Raw genomic sequence first — 21,460 nt, forward strand, 5'->3', positions numbered from 1 at the left:
ATTATAAAGTCAATTTGTCAATCACCAAAAATTCACATAGAGTTTTTGTAAAACAATTCTATAACATAGCGATTATATATCATGTTATTTTTCTATCTTATCCTATTCATGAAATCAACTGTTACTTTTATCCATTACTTTTCTACTTGTTCCACTTTTTCTCTCAAAGGTTTGTCTCTGAAATAAAAAGATACAAACCCTGCTCCCAGCAGTATACAGCAGAACAATACCGCCTTCTCCCCTAGGGCGTTGCTCAGAAGCGTCCCTACCAACGCGCCGGCCGCAAAAAATAGAACAATGCCATAATATTTGAGTCCCTTTGTCCGATCCTCCTTGTTGCCCCGGACTCGATAACGATAAATAGATTCCGTGGCGCTGCGCAGATTACCAGTACACATTATGGTGGATACCACTTGACCGTCCACTGTTTGAAAGGCCTCCACCTGCATGGCGCATAAAAAGGAAATGACGATATTGGCCAATACATCCCCATCCCCCAGCGGGATAAAGGCCACTCCCACCAGTACCAGACATTCGGCTGCCACTATCAGCTGTCTCCAATGGAGAATCCGATATCTTTGAAACCGGCGGCGAATAAATTCCGATGCGATAATTCCTACGGCAAATGCCCCAATGGGTACCAGATCATAAAGTACCTGGCCTAGATTCCACTGGGCTAGATTGAATCCCAACAATACGATATTCCCAGTTTGAGCGTTTGCAAATACGCCTCCGCGCAAAATATAAGTATAAGCATCCAGGAATCCGCCCACCGCCGCCAACATGGATCCTAGAAAATAAGATTGGGTCATCCATCGCTTCTTTTGCCTCTCGATGCTGCTTTTCATTTTGTCACTCCCCTACCTGTGTCAAATCGGATGGAAGAGTCCTTTTTCGCCATCCTTTCTCTCTCTTCTTATGGTACACCATTTTGCCCTCCTTTAAAACTAAAATATCACTGATGTCTCAAACTAGTATTTTATTATGACCTTTTTAGACCATTTTTGTATATCAGAGCATAAAAGGGTAGGAAACATCCTCGTATTATAGTATACTTTAGAGAGAAACTTCTGCTAAAGTATAAAATAGGCACATTCCATTGAAGGGATTGGAGCAAGTTGGACAAACGATATACTGTCTTTATCAGCTCCCCTTTTGAAGATTTGAAAGAGGAACGTCAGAAAGTAATACAAACCCTATTGGAACTGGGATGTATCCCTTGCGGTATGGAGCTCTTCCCTGCCTCCAATCAGGATCAATGGTCTTTTATTCAAAAAGTCATCGATGACTGTGATTACTACATTCTCATCCTAGGCGGGCGATATGGAAGCTGCTGTACCGACGGCATAGGATATACGGAAAAAGAATATCTTTATGCCATCCAAAAAGGGAAACCGTGTCTCGCTTTTCTCCATCAGGATCCCTCCGGACTTCCTTCCCGCTGTACAGAACAGACCAAGGCAGGACGTCTGCGTCTCTCGCAATTTCGCCGCAAGGTTGAGGAACATCTATGCCGGTACTGGACGGACGGCGATCTTTTGGCCGCAGAGGTGGCTAAAAGTATGTCCCAATTGATTCAAGCTTGTCCTGCCCAGGGGTGGATCCGGGCTGGCAGCGATGAAGGAAACGATCTCCAAACACTCCAGGACCTGCGGGAGGAGAATAGACGATTGCGTCAAAAACTCCATACAGAAACAGTTTCTTTTTCCCAAAAAGGAATCCAATCTGTTCGTCTTCACCTGGACCTAGAGATCCATGCAGATGGGGAGTATACTACCATCCAATGGCATTCGGAAGAATAATTGTTTCCCCTCGCAAAGGACGTTCTTTTCTTCTAATTAAAAAGGCTGGCATCTCCCTATTTGGGATTGTACCAGCCTTTTATTTATTTTGATATATTAGAAGGATGAGGTTCTGGTCTCGTCTCAGTATCCAGCCAGAAAACATCCGGCTTCGCCAGGAGACGGGCATTATTATAAGCCATATCCAGTGTCAATATCGTAGCGCCCCGGTAATATGGCGCCCGGCCGGTTTGAACCAGCCGCAACGCCAAAGCACATTCCGGCCTCCCATTTTCCTCCCTCTCCCCTAAATAGATGGGAAGCAAATATTGGATTTCATTGGTTTCCATCCAATACTGGGGAATGGCCAGTTTGTAATTGCGTTCAGCCAAAAGCCGCGCCCTTTCAATGGCACTGCTGAAATCACGGGCGATGCGTGCGCACAGCAATGCCTTTTTGCCTGGGTCGTCCTTGACCTGTTCATACTCCTGTTGGTACTTCGGCAGACGCCCTCGTTCTACTCCGTCCTCGAAGATATGAGAATCGTTAAGTGAAATGGGCAATTGGGCATTAAACATGACTTCCCGATAATCTGTAAAATACTTGGCGATGGCGGGCACTTTATAAACAGCTCCATCGTATACATTGGTGATTTCCACGTCCTGATCGGAGAAAAAACGGGGAGAACCCAACATCACAAAGGTATGTTCCCCGATCACAGGAATATCCACCGTCCACTCCTCTTTGTTTCCCATAATGATAATCTGACGGAAAAAATGGTTGAGAAGTCCGCTGTTGAAATACAGCTTCCCATTGACTTCATCCACCTTTTTCGGAGTATCAGGTGCAGCGCTGCGATCCTCGTAAAGCAGGTGATAAAGTGTATGTTCCAGATAGTTCCGCAGGACGCTATAGGGATAAAGTCCGGGTGTGGACAGACTCCACGGTTCATCCATGGTATACTCCGCCAGTTCCTCCAAAAACACGTTCATCACTCGGGCATTCTCAAAATGGAAATACCCGAGACGATAACAATGGGTGTCCAGGATGCGGTCCAAAAGCGACATCTGGGTACAGATACCCAGCCCGTACCACTTTTGATGGGCGCCTGCCCGACGGTTGACATCCATCACTGCCCATAAAGGTTGGCCGTCCATGGTATTGGACGATAAACGAAAATAGGAAAAAGAATTATTGGCTTCAAATACCCCAATGGCATCCTGGCCGGCTGCTTTGCGATAGTCCTCATCCAGCTGCCTTTTCCAGTGCTCCTCCGATAGCTCCTCTCCACTGAGGCGATTGAGTACCCGGGCGATGTTCCCAAACCAATCGTCCCTCATATAAGTGTACTGCATAAGACCGGTGTTCTGACTGCCCCACTGGTCTAAAATATCCCTCTCGGTTCCAATGAGAACTCCGCTCCACGACCCTTCTCCCAATGCACTGGGCCGGGTAGTACTGAATCCCCCGTAAATAGGGATACCGCTGTCCTGTGTAACATAACCGGTGTTGATGATAAAATAACAGGCATCCCCGTTGGAAGATAATGTAGGCTGTAAATCCTTATCCCAGCAAGGACAGGCCGTCTCCTTTTGGGCCCACTGCTGGCTGACAAACTGATCTATCTCCTGATAACTGACCATATCGCCGCACAAACGTCGGATATCATTTAGATAGGTACTGTTATTGTTAATATAACCAATCGCTCGGAATCCTTGCTTTACCTGCATAATGCGTAGAGACCTCTCTTTCCAACATATCTACTAAAACCATATAAATACTCAGTTAACAGCATATTCATTATAGCAGTTTCTCCCCTGAAAGTCGATGGGTTTGTCTGGAGAGGGGCATGAAACGAAAATCTATCTTTTGTTATCTTGTGTTGAAACCGACATAATTTCAGCCTATACTGATAGTATCCCATTCCAGGAAAGGAGGGCATTTGCTTGAAACTGCTGCTTGCTGAGGATGAAGTTAGTATGTCGGAAGCCCTTGTGGATATTTTAACTTATCACCATTATACGGTAGATCCGGTGTTCAACGGTCAGGACGCCCTGGACTATGCCCAAACCGGATCTTATGATGGTATTATCTTGGATATCATGATGCCTTTAAAAGACGGGCTTGAGGTTCTGGATGAACTGCGTCAATCGGGTGATAAAACACCCATCTTGATGTTGACGGCAAAGTCGGACATCGAGGACCGTATCCATGGGCTCAATTTGGGCGCCGATGATTATCTGCCTAAGCCTTTTGCTATGGGGGAATTCTTGGCCAGGGTCCGAGCCATGCTGCGGCGACGCGAAACCTTTACCCCTGATTTAATGCAACTTGGCAACATCACACTCAACCGTAACAACTATGAATTAAGCGGCGGTGGACAATCTTTCCTTCTCTCCAATCTGGAATTTAAACTTATGGAGCTCTTTATGCTCAACAAAGGCATTTATCTCTCATCTGAGAAAATCTTACAGAAGGTATGGGGTTACGATACCGATGCAGAGGTCGGCGTAGTATGGGTCTATATCTCCTATCTGCGCAAACGTCTGCTGGCATTGAATTCCAATGTGGAAATTAAAGTCAAACGGAGAATCGGGTATACTCTGGAGGTAAGGCCATGATTAAAACCCTCCAGCGCAAATTTGTAGTCACCGCCATGATTGCCATTACAGTACTGTTGCTGTTTCTCATCGGGGTGATCAACGTTTTGAACTATATGCAGGTTCATGAGCAGTCATCCCATACCCTTTCCCTGCTCACCTCCAACGACGGCATGTTCCCCAAGCCCAACAGCGACAGGCCGATGGAACCTCCCAAAAGCTTCTTGACTCCCCCCTTCGACGAGGATACCGCCCTCTCTACCCGTTATTTTATCGTCCGCACTGACCCGCAAAATCAGATCCGGTTTGTGGATGTGGAACATATTGCTTCTGTAACGGAAGACGATGCTGCTGAGTATGCTTCCACTGCTCTTTCCGCCGGTCAGGAGGAAGGAAAGGTGGATCACTTCCAATACCGGATCATCAGCTCCCAAGCCGGACCGGGTAAAACATTGGTGTTTCTCGACTGTTCCGATCAATTTTACTCCATCTTCCGCGTGTTGACCATCTCCGCACTGGCAGCCCTTTTATGCTGGGCTCTGATGCTCCTTTTAGTCCTCCTCTTATCCAAAAAGGCCATCCGTCCAGTGGCTGTCAGCTTGGAAAAACAAAAACAGTTTGTCACCAATGCCGGTCATGAGATCAAGACCCCTTTGGCCATTATCATGTCCAACACCGACGCCATGGAACTCCATCAGGGGCCTACCAAATGGAGTCACAATATCCGTACCCAAACGGCGCGTCTCAACGGCTTGATGCAAAATCTTTTGTTGTTGGCCAAAATGGATGAGGCCAGTGTCAAACTAACCTTCGCCGATTTTAATTTAAGCCTTCTCGTCCAGGAAACGATATCCCCCTATATGGAACCGGCTGCTATGCGTTCTATTACACTGGAATCCATTGTATCTCCAGACATTTGTATCCATTCAAACCGAGATCATATGGCTCAGCTTATTTCCATCCTAATGGACAATGCTGTCAAATACACCGATGCCGGCGGGCATATTGTGGTATTCCTCAAGAATGCTGACAAACGGGTTACTCTGCGAATCAAAAATACCTGCGATCATCTTCCTGACATCAGTCCTGACCGGTTATTTGATCGTTTCTACCGCGGCGATGCTGCACGTACTCAGAAAAACGGTGGATATGGAATTGGATTGTCCATGGCCAAAGCCATTGTAGAGGCATTGGGAGGTTCTATCTCCGCCAAATATGAGGAGGATAACATCATTGCCTTTACCGTCAAACTGGGAGGATGACGGTAATAGAATCAAAATTGCTAAAAACCCCGCTCTGCCTTCGATCAAAAGACAGAACGGGGTTTTTGTATGGTTTATGGATTCAAAAAACTTTATTTACTTATACGGTGCGTTTGCGGCGAATCAGCAAAGCTGTCAGCAACCCGGCCGCCGATACAAACAGGATAACTAAGACAATCTGAGCAGTGGTTCCTTCGCCAGTGGAGGGGTTGTCGGCCCCCCCTGAACCGCCGGGTGTAGAGGGATCCACCGGTTTGGAGGGATCATCCGGATGGCTGGACTGAGTCTTTTCAATCACAAAGGTCACTTCCGACGGTGTAGCAGTCAGAACTCCTTGTTCATCACGGGCGATGATAACTTGGGCAGTTTCTTCTTCTCCCACCAGCTCATACCCTTCGGGTACGGCGACAGTGACGGTCTCCTCCCCTTCTTCGCCACAGAACAGCTCATATCCCAAATCACTGAGGGACGTGCCATCCTGTGTCTTAAATGTCACATCAACCTTGGCCATCTTTTCCACCTGAATGACAACTTCATCCACGGAGGCCTGCCATTGTCCATCAATGCATACGAGGGCGGTGGGATACAGCCAGTCCTCGTCCGGATGGGCGGGAACAAGCTGCTGATAACCGTAAGGCATGGGGATGTCTTCCCGGCTCACAGGTCCTACAGCATCAAAGTACAGTTTACCTCCGCCGGGTACGGCATTGCCTTCTCCGTCCTCATAACGGACGGTGTAAAAATACTGGGAAGGATCCACATCTGGCTGGACGGTAAAAGTCACCTGCGTGGGGTCGGCTACCAGATGTCCATTCTCGTCACGGGTAACTTCCAGAGCAAATGTGTCTTCTCCTGCAATTTTATATCCCTCTGGAGCCGTCACTTTCTGGAGACCTGCGCCTTCTTCCCCAAAATACAGTTCCTCTTCCCCCAGTACGGAACCGTCCTCTTGCTGGAAGGTAACGGTCACACTTGCCATCTTTTCCACCATGATGTTGACCGTCTGCGGATAGACAAACCATCCGCCGGATCCGTAATAGAGCCCGGTAGGATACAGCCAACTCTCATCCGGATGGGCGGGGATAATCTCTTGATAACCGTAGGGAAGGGGGATACTCTCTCGGCTGATGGCACCGATGGTGTCAAAAGTTTGTTTTCCTCCCCCTTCTACTCGGTTGCCGTCCTGATCCCAATAGGATACTTCAAAGTAAAAACTTTGGGGATCAATGGTTGGTACAATAGAAAACACAACCGACGATACGTCGGCCACCAGCTGGCCATCCTTTTGAGTGACTGTCACCTGCACCTGATTCTGTTCTGGATTCTCCAGGACTACGGATGCTTGTTCCAGTACTTCTTGGTCAGCTGTGACGATATTCACGCCGGGGACAGCTGTAAATTCGTCCCAGAATATTTCTTTGCCTTTGTATTGGTAAGAAACCGGGATAGTAAGGCCCTCTGTCGTTGTGGCCTCGGTTTGGGCCGCTTCAGAGGCAAAGGAATTTTCAGTAGCCTTGATGCGTACCTCAATGGTATAATTCGTGTTCATCTCCAAGTTGGTCAGCGTATTGTCTTCCTGCCATTCTCCGTCGGGCAGGATGCGATACTCGCCGCCCTCTACAGGCTGCACAGTGATGGAGGTCGGAGCAACCGACTGCACCTTAGCTACAGGGGTATCTGGGCGGGAGTCAGGCACTTGGATACAAACTACCTTGGATTGGAAAGATGTATCGGTAGCATATTTGCGGATGTAAATGTCTTTACCCGGAGTAACAGGGATTGATTCCCCACTCCCTTTTTCAGCGCCGATCATATCGGGATTGTCGGCTATTTCGTTCCAATCCCCATAGGTGGAAACGGTGCATTCATTTTCAAAATCGATAGCCGATCCGACAGCCACCGGACGTTTGGGCACCAACTCTTCTAAGTTACCCGATCCATCCTTGGCTATGGCAGTCAAAACGACATCCTCCTGTCCCTCTTCCACTACATAAGGGGTGATAGAGGCACCATTTGTGATTACATTGCCCTCTCCATCTTGGAGCGTATAAAGAGTATCGTCATAAGAGACGGTCTCATGGTAATAATCATAAACCAATATGCTGCGATATACATCAATGGTATATGTGGTGGAGGTCTTTCCTCCGGCCTGGGATGTTACCTCAATCGAAGTAATCTTTCCAGGTTCCAAGGCAATGGCATCCGACCATTCATCCGATGCCACTTCTACACCGTTTACTGTGAGAGTATCGCTGCCTCGCGGACGGATCCGCACTTCTTCACAGGCACTGTCGGTTGTCAGGCCAAAGGCGGTCTCATCCTCCGACACGTCCAGTTTGATGTGTTTTCCCTCTTCGTCCACATCCAGATCCAACAGCTGGGATACCGCTTGGGTATAGGTACGGGAAACTACATTTCCCTGTTTTCCATTCTTTTGACCCCAAGCCGAAACGGTGCAGGGACCTTCCAAAGTGATGGCTCCTGTATAAGGGGTGATCTCTCCGACTGTACCGTCGGATCCGGTAATCTGATAGTAGATCTCTCCTTCACCGGTCAACTCCAGTTTATCGCCGGATATAACCGGTCCTTCCAGCAGCGAGAACTGAACATTACGGATGGCTTCTCCCTCGTCCGGAATGGGATTGGTAAAGGCTTTGACACAGGCATTGGTGGTGTAAATATGGAAATCAGAGTAGTTGGCGCTTAGTTCAGTAATATCGTTCCAGGATTGGCCATCCAGGCTGTAGTAGCTTTCGCCGCCATCTCCCATATACTCCGGTTCTGATTTGCTGTAAGGCAAAGGGCAAATCTCAACCGGGATGGGATAGGCGTAATTGGGATTGGTCAACTTGACCACGACGCTAAAGGTCTCCCCTTTCTCTAAAGAGATCGCCTTATTCAATTCGATGGTGTGATAACCGGCATATTCCTCAGCTCCGGTATGGCCGCTGTATACCAGTTGTCCTGAGGTGGGATCCCCCTGCTGGACCCCGGTATAAACTGAAATCTCATAGCTGGTTCCGGCATCGGTGGTATAGAAGGACACCGCTTCCAATTGCTCGTCGCCCTCAGAGGTGAAGATATTGGACATATAACCGGTTCTGGATGCCTTTTCCTCATCAATAAAGGTGTCGGCAGACACTGAGATTCCCCATCCTAAGGTATCGTATTGGTAGTTATTTTGATAGTTATCGGCTTCTTCCAGGCTATAATAATTGCCGTATTGCAAAGTTTGATCCTCATAGGAAAGCCAGAAATAACCGTCGTCGCCCCAACTGCTTCCCCAGCTGTTGCGGATCAGCCATGCGCCGTCTTCTTCAGGACGTTGGTCTTCGTTGAAATTTTCACGGGAAAAATTATCGTCCCAGCCTACAATGAGCACAGCATGGTCGATTGGCAAATAAGTATCGCTATACACGGCGTAGGTTTCTTCATTGTAGGCGTCCTCCGCAGACGATGAATAACTGATGGAAACCGCTCCGTAGTCCATCAGGATCTGTTTGATGGTTTGTATGCTCGGATAGGGTGTGTTGTCTTCCCCATATCCGTAAGAGCCGTTGGACATATAAAAGGCATCCTGGAGATGGTAATCGGCTTCCCATCTCAGACTTTCATCCACCTCGGTGGTATCATAGGGTACAGTCTCCGAATCTACAGGGCCTTTCCATGCCGCCAAGCTTCCCACTGCCTGGGGATCGTTTCCCCCCATGTCAAAGATGCTTGAACCGTTGTTTTGTCTTTGGAGCCATGTGTACTCCTCTTCTTCATCACCTGTGTAGTTAAACCAGGCCAGATGAATATTGGATAAGGAAATGTCCGGCATCTGTTCGATAAGACCGGATTCTGCCGATCCCAGGGTGGCAAATGTCCAGCATGTGCCATAGCTTCCCTGGTCCTTTACCGTTGGGGCACGTCCGTAGTCCCGAAGATCAAAAGACTGGGGCAGGAGGGCATTCCTCTGCATATTTTGCTGCTCATAACTCTCCTCCAAATAAGATAAGTCCATGGTGGAGGGAGTACTGCTGCCTGTTCCGCCGTTTTCAATGTATTCTACATACTCTTGGCTTAGAGGCGCTATTTGACCGTGGTTTGAGGTGCTTTCTCCTTCTTCCGATGGTACGGCTGATACAGTCGGTGTCAAAGACAGTAGCATACTGACTGCCAAGCACAGGCCTAACAACCGTTTCCTTAAGGGGTGATTTGCGGGCTTCATACATATCATCCTTTCTGCTTTTAGGTTTTATCTATTCTAAAAGGGTGTCGGTAGTCTCCATAACGGATTCCGCCTCAGCCGCGTATTGTCCTTCTTCCACAGGATTTTGCTCCAACTCCTGCGGCGTCTTAATCATATGCATCTTGGCAAGATAGGAGGTATGCCTGCCTCCAAAGATATCGGTTACTACCATTTGATAAGCATAGTCCTGTTTTTCCAGAGGTTCCTCGGTAATGGTATACTCTCCTCCCGGCACTTGCTGGAGACACCTCTCCTCTTCGGAATAAAAAACATCCCCGTCTTCGGTGACCTCCACGGTCTGGCGATAGGTGAGGGTCTGGATATCGTCGGTGGGGCGGAGTTCTGTAATGCCTTTATCCGACATACCGGTTACAGGATCAATGCCGTTCCATGCTCCCAGGATTTTATACGTCCCACCCTCTTCCGTAGTTTGATCCCACAAAAAGGCAAACCGCAGATTGGTCGGCTTCCCATTTAACACTATGGGAGCGGTGAAAATAGTGTATTCTTCGTTGTCCTCCACCATGGTGGCGTATAGTTTGCATCCATTTAAGGTGACCCACACCCCTCGGAAATTGCTGTGTATGGTAAGATTTTTTTCCCCTACCATGTCGTTGTCCTCTCCCAGCAAGGTGGCTGTCAACATCGTACTTCCGTCCTTTTGCTCCACCTCATACTCCATCAGTCCATAGGACACCGACAAAATATAGTTCTGCGACGATGATGCCAACTGGATTTGAAATGAACCGTCCTCCCGGATACTCCCGCGGTCTGTGAACTGGATGGGATCTTCTGGAATATCGGTATACGCCTGTTCCAAATAGCGGCGGTAGTCCTCGGAAGGGCAGACTTCCTCACAGTACCGTTTTCGCTGATCTTCATCCGGATAGGACGGATAGTAGAACGAAAGCCCTTGGGATCTGTCCTTCTGTGCCCCAGTAACTTGGTACACTACCGCCTTATCCAGCGCTTCCAGAACCGACTGGGCTGTGCTGAGATTTCCTGCGTTATCGGCAAAATGCCCCAGATCGATGAGGTTGCTATACCCCTCACCTCCAGATGTTCCTCCGAACTTCTGGGCATTGTAGGCACTGCGGGCTATGGCTTGGATTCCCATAGGTTCTATGCTGTCTTGATACATCTCGCCAGCCATTTCGTCAAAAGCAGTCTGTAATTCGTCCATCGACTCCAAATCAATGACCGACAAGGTAGCGGTATCCTCTTGTCCCTTCTCCCGGCACTTTTCATAGTAACCATCGCATATTGCTTTCCCAATTTCTCGTCCAGAAGAGGATTGGTCTGCCATTGCGGCAAGCAGAACATCATAGTCCCATCCTCCGGATGGTTCAATTTCCTCCGATGCCACCATAAATCTGGCGTAGGGTGACAGCATATGAGCCGTCTCATAATTGGCCATGAGACAGGCATCCAAACCGAAAAACTCAAATTTATCGGTCATGGTCTGGGACACGTCCTCCAGTGCCAGTTCTATTTCGGCAAGGGTCAAGGAATCAAAATCAAAGTTTTGGTCATTTGCCACACCGTCAATGCTGCCGCTTCCGTGATCCCACAGGATAACACACATCTTTTCCGCCGGATAATGTTCCACCCCATATTGCAGAAAATCCCGCAGCGTACCGCCATCACCCATACTGGCTTGGGGCAGCGTCTCCAGAAGGGTCAGCCGCCCATCCTCAACCAAATAGCGGTTTAAACAGTCCGATGGGATATCATGGGACCTCCACTTCTCAGCTCCTCCGGTTTGTACTACCACTTGAACGTTCTCTGGAAGATCGGCTTTCAAAATCTCATCCAAGTTTTTGCCGGCAGCCCCTTGCTTCGTCTCCAGATCCGATCCGCATAGGTAGAGAAAAAGACTATAAGTCCCTTTGTCCCCCATTGGGACGGCGTTGACCAGCTGGGCCTCTTCTTGCTTCTGTCTTATACATCCTCCGAGAACCACCCCTACCAGTGCAATCGCTATCCCCAACGCAAGAAACCTTTTGATCAATGCACAGGATCCCCCTATCATTCGTACCGGAATGAGTACACTGGGTACTCTTTGACCTTGGACTTAAACAAATTCCATGTATGGTCGTAGGCTTTGTACTTCTCCTGTTTGGGATTGGCGGTATCCAACGACACCACTTGGGAATAGTCCCGGGTATAGCCTGTGAAAAAGCTGTCGTCGTCCTCCCGCCAGATACGCAACGTCAAGCTCTGGGTTACGCCTTTCTCAATGGGGGTTCTTACACCTGAACCCGAATCCTGCTTTTCAGCAATGATGAATCCCGCTCCTTCCAACTCCTGGCGTACGGTCTTGCCGTCGAGACGCCGGATAAAATCATCAATTTGCGTATTGGTCAAAGCACCGTACCATTCGCTCCGCTCCCAGTTGAGTGCAATGCATACCAATTCCTTTTCCACCCATTTCCCCGGAATATGGAAGTAAATGTATTTATCATCTTTGATTGTGGGATAATCGCTGTTATTATCCATATACTGTCCTAGTTTTTCCAAAGCTCCCATGATATCGCTGCAGTCCCGGTCGGGGTACATCGACTTAACTACCGACAGTGTAGTGATGAGTGCTGTCTGCATTACACCATTGATATAAGACCGGTATTTCTCTTTGGGGATACAGCTTTGGGTGGAAAAATTATACTGATAATCTTTCGTCAGGTCATAGGCTCCCAACAGATCCTGTGCCACAATGTCATTACTCAGATTTTTGAAAATGACGTCGATGCTCTCCTTACTGTATTCATTCTTGCTGACTTGGATGGTAGCTTCGGCGATCCTCTCCATGAGTTGGTCATAGGTGCTCTCGTATCCTGTCCACCGTTTGATGGTATTGGCATCGGTGGTATTAACCGTCTTGGTATCTTGGTAGGCATTGTAAAACTCCTCGGGAATTTCGTACTGCTCACCGTTGATGGTCAAAGTATAAGCGTCCCTCATTTGTCCGTCCATGCCCAGAACTCTGGTTTGTTGGGCCGTCTTTAACACACTGTTGAGCGATGAGTTGATCGACCGGTAAAACGATTCTGTTGTTTCATAGAGACTGTTGAGACGAGAATTAAAGCTATCTACTTTATTGGCGGCATTGATATAGTCCATCTTGCCGTTTAAAGCGCTGATCTTATTGGAGATCTCATCCACCTTCTGGTTGAGTTCGGTTACCAGGTTCAGGATTCTCAATTCATTTGCCCCGGGAGATTCCACAATCCCCATCCATTGGCCAATGGTACTCCCGATATCTTTAAGGCTGGAGATGCCTCCCCATATGGTAATGCCGTTGGCCAATGAGCTGCCTACTGTACCAGTGAGGAAATCCCCGATGGAAGTGATGACACTGCTTCCAGTTGTTTTGCCTAAAGTCTCTTGGGAGAAACCTCGTTCTATGGTAATCTCCTCGGAAGGAGTTCCCCACAGGTTCTCCATACATCCGGCGGCAAAGGTAACGGTCCCTGTCAGATCCAAACCCTCTAGATCTCCTGACGCCGGTAGGGTTACTAACATTTGGTCGTACATCTGATCGCCGTCGGTGGCAAAAGAGATCTGGGCTCCGGTTAAATCTCCACCTACAGTGACGGCGTCTGCAAGGGTCCCTGTAAAACTGCCGTTTTGCACCCTAATGTCCAGGGTCAAAATTATTTTCCCGTCCTGCTCTTCCACATAGTCAAACACCACTTTGGGCTGGGCTTGCGAGGCATACACCACTGCGGTTATCTCTTCTCCGCAAGAAACTGCTTCGGCTTCCAATGTAATCTCTCCACCGTCCAGCAGGGAAGCTGCTTCGTCAATATCAGCTGCTGGTACATCCAAGGTGAGCACGCCTTGAGTATCGCTCGTTTTTTCAAACGCTTTTACCGTTATTCCTTCCTGTCCAGCAAAGGCAAAACTGTCTTCCCTTATTTCACTGTTGAATGTGGCATCTAGTAAATGGATCGGTAAAACGGCAAAACCATTTTCATATGTAAGGCCTGAGATATCGCACATCAGGCTGGGAGTTTTGACGGGAATGTCGCATAGGACGTCGTTAATCCCATCTTTCACCGCCTCTTTGGCCACACGAATGCTTCCAGACGAATAATTTCCTTGGGAATTGATCGTTCCAGACAAAGAGATCTCCAAACTGCCTCCTTTGTCCTGTATCCCTACGACCGTCATCCCCTCAAAGGCTTCCCCTAAGGTAATATCGTCGACTGTGACGCTATCCTGAAAAAAGCCGTTTTCTAAGGTGAGAGTCGTGTTAAAATTCCGGCTGCTGGATAACACTTCCTCTACATCAGACTGGGCTATTACGCTGGGATACTGTATTTCTCCATAGGCTGCCATGGGTTTGCCATTTTCTACCCGTTTCTTATCCACTAGGATGGTATATCCATCCGGCACGGCTTCCTTTGCAGTGGAATCGGTAAAGGAGATCTCCAGCGTCTTGGAATCGGACTGGGTTATCTGATCCACTTGGGCCGTTACAGTAGACCGGTATTTTTCAGGGATTTCTACCATCTCTTCTCCGTTTTCATCCGTGACGGTTGGTAGAGAATCCATCTCCTCATAAAGCCGCTCGTCAATCTTCTGATATTGAACGGTGACATCTTTGACTTCTATGCCGTCCAAAAACTGGGTACCCTCCAATGTGACAGTGGTTGTAAACTGTCCTTCGCTGTTGTATACAATGGGGGAACTCACCGATCCTTCTGTATAGTCCTCTTCAGAAATGGATTCTTTTTTACATCCGGCGATGACTCCTGTCAACAAACATAGACATAACCCTAAACTTATAAACCGCATCACAATTCTTTTTTTCTTCATTTTAACTGTCTCCTTTTTGTCCTACGTCAATCCGCCTCTCTGATTGCCGCCTTGGTGAGAGGAAGGCAGTGAAATCCGCTGATTCCTTCTTTTTCTGCTCTCTTTTGGTACTGTGTGGAATTGTCTAAAAGATACACCTTTATATCAGGATGCACTCGGCGGAGTAGCCTCGCAATGTCAAACCCTGTTAAATGGGGAAGTATCACCGCTGAATACACCACGTCTATTTGATGATTAAAGCCATATTGTACCGCTTCCATTCCATCGTCAAAGGGGTGAATCTGTGCCTTCGGATAGGCCGATCCGATGATAGATGCTATAGCTGCCAATTCTGTTTGGCTGCTTTCTACTACTAAAATCGTCATACGAAAGTGTCCTCCTCCCCCGCTTTCTACTTTTATGATAATTCCTCTACCGAAGCAAAACCGCAACAAAAAAGGCTGATTTTTAAAAATCAGCCTTTTTACATTATTATCCTTATGATAAGTTCATCGTCTTAAAGCTCTGGTTCAAACAATCCAACAGAAAATTCCGACCAACTGTAACAGATCATGTAGTCCCGATGGTAACTGTTGACCGCAACCGGATCCCCTTGCAAAAAACGATACGCGTCACAGTCCAATTTATCCGGATCGATGGCCAAACTATTGCGGCTGCGGATCAGGATATCTCCTACCCCGGCATCCCCCAAGGTCTTTCGCAAATCAGACACCAACGACCGAAAATATCCGCTTTGATTTTCATCGTATGCATCGTCTTCAAAGAGAATCCCGCAGGCCTCCCGGGTTGTAACACTATTGCCGCGGCGGTCCACTAAGTAGGCAAACAGCTCTTTGGATTTCATTCTCTTGAAAATAAGAGGTTTTTCCCCTATAAACACATCAAATCCTCCAAAGGTCTTGACCGTCACCTTTTCCGGTTCCCGCCTTTGCTCTGTCGGCCCGCCTTTTTTCCAGCTGCGAATGTATTCGAGTTCCTTTGTAACGTCCTCGGCTGCCGCCGGTTTGAGCAGATATCCGGACGCTCTCACTTGAAAAGCATCTACAGCATACTGCTGGTATCCTGTAACAAATACCACTGCCGCATCAGGTTGGATATCCTTAAGCTTTTTGGCCAGGATGATCCCGTTCATGCTTCCCAATTCCACATCTAAGAAGGCGGCGTCGATGGGATTGGTTTTCACAAATTCCAGAGCTTTGCTGGGAAGGGTAAATGCCACGCATTCCCCTTCAGGATCTGCTTCCTGGATGGCATCGCAAAGCTCTTGAAGCGGAAACGGTTCGTCGTCTACTGCTAAAATTCTCATGATGTTTTTCCTTCCTTTGGAATGGTAATTGTAATAGTCGTTCCTTTTCCTAATATGCTGTCTATCTCAAGACTCCCTCTACACATGGATTTTAAACGGTATTTGACATTTTGCAATCCAATGTGGGGCCTGTCGCCGTTTGATGGGACAGATGGGTCAAATCCCACTCCGTCGTCCATCACTGTGATGACAAAATCGGTATCGGTTTCCCATGTGGAAAGTTGAACTGTCCCACCCTCTTCCCGGCGCATAACGCCGTGACGCACAGCGTTTTCCACCAGCGGCTGAAGCGTCAGAGACGGCAGGACAAAGTCGGTGACTTCCATATCGTACTCCACCTTAAGCCGATCTCCAAACCGCTTTTGTTCCAACTGAAAATAATTGACTACATGCTCCAGTTCTTTCTCAAACAGAATGGGGCGTTTATCGGTGAGAGAATCGATGTTGGCCCGCAGAAAACGGGAGAATTCTTGGGTGGTTTGCTTGGCTTTGACCGGATCTGCGGTACAAAGATGGCTGATGGCCGTCAGACAGTTAAACAAAAAATGAGGCTGAATCTGGCTGAGCATCATATCGATACGGGCTTCCGCCAATTCTTTTTCCCTTTTCCGTATCAGCAATTCCCGATCCCATTGGAGATTGACAAAAATCAGCAAAATAGACAGTGTAGCTCCTGCATTCACCAACGCTACACCGTAAAAGACGATCTGGAAAATCTCGGCTGTAACCGGCAAAATAATATAACTGAGAAAAAATAGTTTTTCCTTCCAGTTCAGATAGCGGCGGCATGACAGTAAAATACACAGTCCCACCGCATACAACAGCACCGGTATGAGCTGAGACACAAAAAACCAGTCCCCACGTTCATAAACATTTTGATCCGTGATGGTAAAGTACATCCCTGTAACAGGAGACAACACACTCAATATAATTTGAAGGACCGTCAAACACAAAGACACCTTCCAATAGATCGCATTCACTTTGACTTTAGGGGATAAGTATTCGGCCATATACCCGATGAAAAACAACAAAAGTGGGCCGGAACACGCAAAATACAGTGCACTTGCCGAAGGGAGCAGTATCAGGGATCCCGCGTCCATTTTTCCATCGCAGGCCCAGTTTGGGATATCCCCCAACAGCATCAGCAGATTAAATCCGCATATCATCAGGAACATCTGGCCCAGACGGCTGGTTTTGACCCGCTGCTGCGTCAACAGATATCCTATGAGCACCATCATAACGGTGGCACAACAGATATCAATGGTGATATTTACCGCATACAACGCACCATCCCCTCCCCTCTGATTTTCCTGATCTATCGTATCTGTTATTATACACCATTTTGTATCGATATCATATCTCGATTGATCATTCTTTGTGAAACATTTCTTTAAAAAAGGCCCTTTCTCTAAGCCTCAGCTAAGGATGACGGGATATACTAATGCCAATTCATCCATACAAGAAAGGAGTGAACATATGAATTTTCGACACGAGTGGAAACACGAGATCAATGCTTTGGATCTTTTAGTGCTTCGTCAACGGCTCCGCGCAGTTGCACAGCCCGATTCCCATGCCGTCGCCGGACGGTATCATATCCGCAGCCTCTATTTTGATTCTCCATCCGACAAAGCTCTGCGGGAAAAAATAGATGGTGTCAATCGCAGGGAAAAGTTTCGTATCCGCTACTATGACGACAACATCTCTTTGATCCATCTGGAGAAAAAATGCAAAATAAACGGCCTTTGTCAAAAGTATATCGCGCCTCTAACTGATGTCCAAGTCCAGGAGATCCTGGAGGATAACCTCTCCTGGATGCCCCATAGTCCCGACCCTTTGGTGGTGGAATTTTATACCAAGCTTTTGTCTCAGCGTCTTTCTCCCAAGATCATCGTGGACTATACAAGAGAACCTTTTGTCTATGCCCCGGGGAATGTCCGCGTCACAATGGATTATCATATTCGAACCAGCTCCGACTGTTCCCGATTTCTCTCTCCGCAATGCGTTACTCTTGCGGCAGGGGATCCTGTCATCCTCTTGGAGGTTAAATGGGATACCTTTCTTCCCTCTGTCATTCAAAGGGCCATCCAATTGGAGGGACGATGCACATCCGCCTTCTCCAAATATGCCAGAGGCCGTCTTTACGGTTGACAGAAGTTAAATTCACCCTTTCCCTGGATAATGATCGGTGCGGCTCTATTTTTTATTCGTTATCCGGATAACATCAGGTCTCCATATGGCCTCAATTTTACCATACTACAATAGAAAGCAGGGATCTCTTTATGACCTTTCAAGACATTTTCAAATCCAGTTTTCTTGAAAACATCACAAGCGTCTCCATTCTGGACATGCTCCTCGCGCTGGCTCTGGCCTTCGGCATCGGCATGTTTATCTTCCTCGTTTACAAAAAAACTTTTTCCGGCGTTATGTACTCTTCCAGCTTCGGCGTCACTTTGGTGGCCCTCACTATGATCACCACTGTGGTTATTTTAGCCGTCACCTCCAATGTGGTGCTGTCGCTGGGCATGGTGGGCGCTTTGTCCATCGTCCGTTTCCGCACTGCCATCAAAGAGCCTTTGGATATCGCCTTTTTGTTTTGGTCCATCGCTGTAGGCATCGTTCTGGCCGCCGGCATGATCCCGTTGGCTGTATTCGGCAGCGTCGTCATCGGTATTATTTTACTGGTATTTGTCAATAGAAAATCTCACTACAATCCCTACATCGTAGTACTCCACTGTCGGGATCATGAGAGCGAATTGGACGCAAAACAGTTTTTGGAAAAACAAGTATCCAAATGCGTAGTCAAGAGCAAAACCGCTCAAAAAGGCGGTATCGAACTCAATTTGGAAATCCGTCTTAAGGACGACAACACCGATTTCATCAACATCCTCTCTGAGATGAACGGCGTCCAAAGTGCTGTTCTCGTCAGTTATAACGGCGAGTACATGGGATAAGGAGGGGTGCGGTATGTCCACCCACAAACACATCAATACCATCTGCTGTATCTCCCTTGTGGCGGCACTTCTAATCACCATCCTCTTTTTGGGATTTGGATCTACAGGCATTGTGGCGGTATCCAAAGCGCTGGGGTATGAGGAACGTCTTTTTGATACCTCCCGCGTCCACACCTTGGACATCGTCATGGACAACTGGGATGAATTCGTCGATAACTGCCAAAATGAAGAATATGTCAGCTGTTCGGTGGTAATCGACAACGAGAGCTTTAAGAATGTAGCCATCCGGGCTAAGGGCAATACCTCCCTGAGCTCGGTGGCCGCTTATGGAAACGACCGCTACAGCTTTAAAATTGAATTTGACCATTATGAAGACGGTAAATCCTATCACGGACTGGATAAACTTAGTCTCAACAACATCATCCAGGATAACACTTATATGAAAGATTATCTGTGTTATCAAATGATGGGGGCTTTTGGAGTAGATTCCCCTCTTTGCAGTTATATCTATATTACGGTAAACGGAGAGGATTGGGGATTGTATCTGGCTGTGGAAGGCGTAGAAGAGAGCTTTTTACAGCGCAATTACGGCTCCGACTATGGTGAACTTTATAAGCCGGACAGTACCAGTATGGGCGGAGGCAGAGGCAACGGCGGCAACTTCGATTTTGATCGATTCCAAGAGGAGCAGGAGGGTCCGGACGGTACCACTGACGATGACGGCACCACTGGAAACGGCTCCGGTGACAATACACAGCCTACACCGCCCGACGGTAATTGGGGCGATAACTTTTCCGGCAATATGCCTGATCCGGGTGAATTCCCTGGAGGTTCCTCAGACGACGGTATGCCTGACATGGGAGACTTCCCAGGTTTCTCTGAGGATGGTTCCTCCGGCGAGACGCAGGGGAATATCCCTGAGATCAAGGACTTTACGGGCGGCTCCTCCCCTGAAAGCGATTCGGAAGACGGCCCCGGCAATATGGAGGGACCAGGAGGTATGGGAGATAGCGACGTCTCCCTCATCTACACTGACGACGACTACGATAGTTATCGTAACATCTTTGACAACGCTAAAACCGACATTACCGACAACGATAAAGACCGTCTCATCGCCTCTCTCAAACAGCTGGGCGATCATCAAAACATTTCGGATATTGTCGACATTGACGAAGTACTGCGTTATTTCGTAGTGCATAACTTTGTCTGCAACTTTGACAGTTACACCGGTTCCATGATTCACAACTACTATCTTTACGAAGAGGATGGGCAGCTCTCCATGATCCCTTGGGACTATAATCTGGCCTTCGGTGGATTTATGTCCATGGGTGACACTACCAGTCTGGTCAATTACCCCATCGACACACCGGTATCCGGCGGTACGGTGGATTCCCGTCCTATGCTTGCCTGGATCTTCCAAAACGATGAATATACCCAGATGTATCATGACTATTTTGCACAATTTATTGCCGATACCTTTGATAACGGTTGCTTCGCTTCTATGATGGACAAAGTGGTGGAACTCATCTCCCCTTACGTCCAAAAAGATCCCACTAAGTTCTGCACCTACGAGGAGTTCGAAACCGGTATCTCTACCCTAGAACAATTTTGTACCCTGCGCGCTCAAAGCATCTCCGGCCAGTTGGACGGTTCCATTCCTTCCACAAGCAGCGGACAATCGTCCGACAGTTCTTCTCTCATCGACGCCTCCCAATTGTCCATCGACACTATGGGAAGCATGGGCATAGGCGGAGGGTCGGGAAATGGACGTGGCCAAATGAACCATTCTGACGAAGATACAAACCCTTCCAACAGTGGTGACATTGGGGATATTCCCCAATGTCACCAGGGCGATTTTATCTCCCTTCTAAATGGAACCCCCTTATCGTCTTCATCCGATGCTCTGTTTGCCTCCACATCCAGTGCATTCTCTGTCTCTCCTGCAGCCTTCCCCGCCGCTCCGGACAGCACTCAGGGAAATCGCCCTCCTTCCGGTGATTTTGACGGCGGAATGGGTGGAATGGGTGGCGGTCCAGCAGGATCTCCCCCTGGATCAACCGATGATTCTCAGCCTTCGGGAACTACATCACAAAGCGATAGCTCTTCTCCCCCTTCCACCAATGATAGCAATGATAATGGGCAATCTCTACCCTCGGAAGATTCATCTCCTGGATCAGGTTCCAATTCAGACTCTGATAGTACACAAGGTATGCAGCCTCCTTCCGATAACTCCGGAGGCGGTATGCCTGGCCAGGATGAAAACACTCAAAACGGCATGCAAAACCCTTTTGACAGCCAAACGGCATCCAGTCAATGGGGCGGTATGGATACACAGGGATGGATCCTTTTAGGAATATCTATTTTTGTGTTAGGCATAGGGCTATTGGTTGCATGCCTCATGAAGGGAAAAAACTGGTGATCCTCTTTTTCATGGCATTAATGCAAAAAGGGATCCTGTGGCGAAAGAATGCTACAGGATCCCTTTTTCTATCATACAATTTTTCC

14 protein-coding genes are annotated in these 21,460 nt (G+C 47.9%); 6 read left to right on the forward strand and 8 right to left on the reverse strand.

Going from position 1 to position 21,460, the window contains the following annotated elements; genetic code table 11:
- Positions 1-134: 134 nt before the first annotated feature.
- Positions 135-848 (reverse strand): YoaK family protein, encoded by a 714-nt coding sequence (locus C12CBH8_RS06840; protein ID WP_246441330.1) that lies wholly within the window; start codon positions 846-848, stop codon positions 135-137.
- Positions 849-1,118: 270 nt separating this feature from the next.
- Here C12CBH8_RS06840 and C12CBH8_RS06845 point away from each other — a divergent pair, with 270 nt between their 5' ends.
- Positions 1,119-1,802, forward strand: a complete 684-nt coding sequence (locus C12CBH8_RS06845; protein WP_090267171.1) for a DUF4062 domain-containing protein — start codon at positions 1,119-1,121, stop codon at positions 1,800-1,802.
- 83 nt (positions 1,803-1,885) lie between these two features.
- On the opposite strand, the gene C12CBH8_RS06850 is transcribed toward C12CBH8_RS06845, so the two are convergent.
- Positions 1,886-3,511 (reverse strand): DUF3825 domain-containing protein, encoded by a 1,626-nt coding sequence (locus tag C12CBH8_RS06850; protein WP_090267170.1) that lies wholly within the window; start codon positions 3,509-3,511, stop codon positions 1,886-1,888.
- A gap of 216 nt (positions 3,512-3,727) precedes the next feature.
- Between C12CBH8_RS06850 and C12CBH8_RS06855 the strand changes: the two genes are divergently transcribed.
- Positions 3,728-4,402 carry a response regulator transcription factor gene (locus C12CBH8_RS06855; RefSeq protein ID WP_215532841.1) on the forward strand — a complete coding sequence of 225 codons (675 nt, stop codon included), beginning with the start codon at positions 3,728-3,730 and terminating at the stop codon, positions 4,400-4,402.
- Positions 4,399-5,643, forward strand: coding sequence for a sensor histidine kinase (locus C12CBH8_RS06860; protein ID WP_215532842.1), 1,245 nt, complete (start codon positions 4,399-4,401; stop codon positions 5,641-5,643). Before C12CBH8_RS06855 ends, C12CBH8_RS06860 begins: the two co-directional genes overlap by 4 nt.
- Positions 5,644-5,743: 100 nt before the next feature.
- Here the strand turns inward: C12CBH8_RS06860 and C12CBH8_RS06865 are convergent, their stop codons facing one another.
- From C12CBH8_RS06865 to C12CBH8_RS06890, 6 genes are all read right to left on the reverse strand, one after another.
- A complete protein-coding gene (locus C12CBH8_RS06865; protein ID WP_215532843.1) occupies positions 5,744-9,856 on the reverse strand; it encodes a lectin like domain-containing protein in 4,113 nt (1,370 codons plus the stop codon).
- 31 nt (positions 9,857-9,887) lie between these two features.
- Positions 9,888-11,888, reverse strand: a complete 2,001-nt coding sequence (locus C12CBH8_RS06870) for a clostripain-related cysteine peptidase (protein WP_215532844.1) — start codon at positions 11,886-11,888, stop codon at positions 9,888-9,890.
- A 17-nt stretch (positions 11,889-11,905) separates the two neighbouring features.
- The gene (locus C12CBH8_RS06875) at positions 11,906-14,698 is read right to left on the reverse strand and encodes a hypothetical protein (RefSeq protein ID WP_215532845.1); all 2,793 of its coding nucleotides are present in this window, start codon (positions 14,696-14,698) and stop codon (positions 11,906-11,908) included.
- A gap of 26 nt (positions 14,699-14,724) precedes the next feature.
- Entirely contained in the window at positions 14,725-15,063 is a 339-nt protein-coding gene (locus C12CBH8_RS06880) for a response regulator transcription factor (RefSeq protein ID WP_090267156.1), read from the reverse strand.
- A 131-nt stretch (positions 15,064-15,194) separates the two neighbouring features.
- Positions 15,195-16,004 (reverse strand): response regulator, encoded by an 810-nt coding sequence (locus tag C12CBH8_RS06885; RefSeq protein ID WP_090267154.1) that lies wholly within the window; start codon positions 16,002-16,004, stop codon positions 15,195-15,197.
- Positions 16,001-17,287 (reverse strand): sensor histidine kinase, encoded by a 1,287-nt coding sequence (locus C12CBH8_RS06890; RefSeq protein WP_215532846.1) that lies wholly within the window; start codon positions 17,285-17,287, stop codon positions 16,001-16,003. Before C12CBH8_RS06890 ends, C12CBH8_RS06885 begins: the two co-directional genes overlap by 4 nt.
- Before the next feature lie 193 nt (positions 17,288-17,480).
- Here C12CBH8_RS06890 and C12CBH8_RS06895 point away from each other — a divergent pair, with 193 nt between their 5' ends.
- The 3 genes from C12CBH8_RS06895 (at position 17,481) to C12CBH8_RS06905 (ending at position 21,374) form a co-directional block, all read left to right on the forward strand.
- A complete protein-coding gene (locus tag C12CBH8_RS06895) occupies positions 17,481-18,152 on the forward strand; it encodes a polyphosphate polymerase domain-containing protein (protein ID WP_090267148.1) in 672 nt (223 codons plus the stop codon).
- Between the two features lie 131 nt (positions 18,153-18,283).
- Positions 18,284-18,955, forward strand: coding sequence for a DUF4956 domain-containing protein (locus tag C12CBH8_RS06900; RefSeq protein ID WP_090267145.1), 672 nt, complete (start codon positions 18,284-18,286; stop codon positions 18,953-18,955).
- Positions 18,956-18,968: 13 nt separating this feature from the next.
- Positions 18,969-21,374 (forward strand): CotH kinase family protein, encoded by a 2,406-nt coding sequence (locus tag C12CBH8_RS06905; protein ID WP_215532847.1) that lies wholly within the window; start codon positions 18,969-18,971, stop codon positions 21,372-21,374.
- Positions 21,375-21,460 lie beyond the last annotated feature (86 nt).

Origin of the sequence: Solibaculum mannosilyticum, assembly GCF_015140235.1 — a bacterium.
GTDB classification, from domain to species: domain Bacteria; phylum Bacillota; class Clostridia; order Oscillospirales; family Acutalibacteraceae; genus Solibaculum; species Solibaculum mannosilyticum.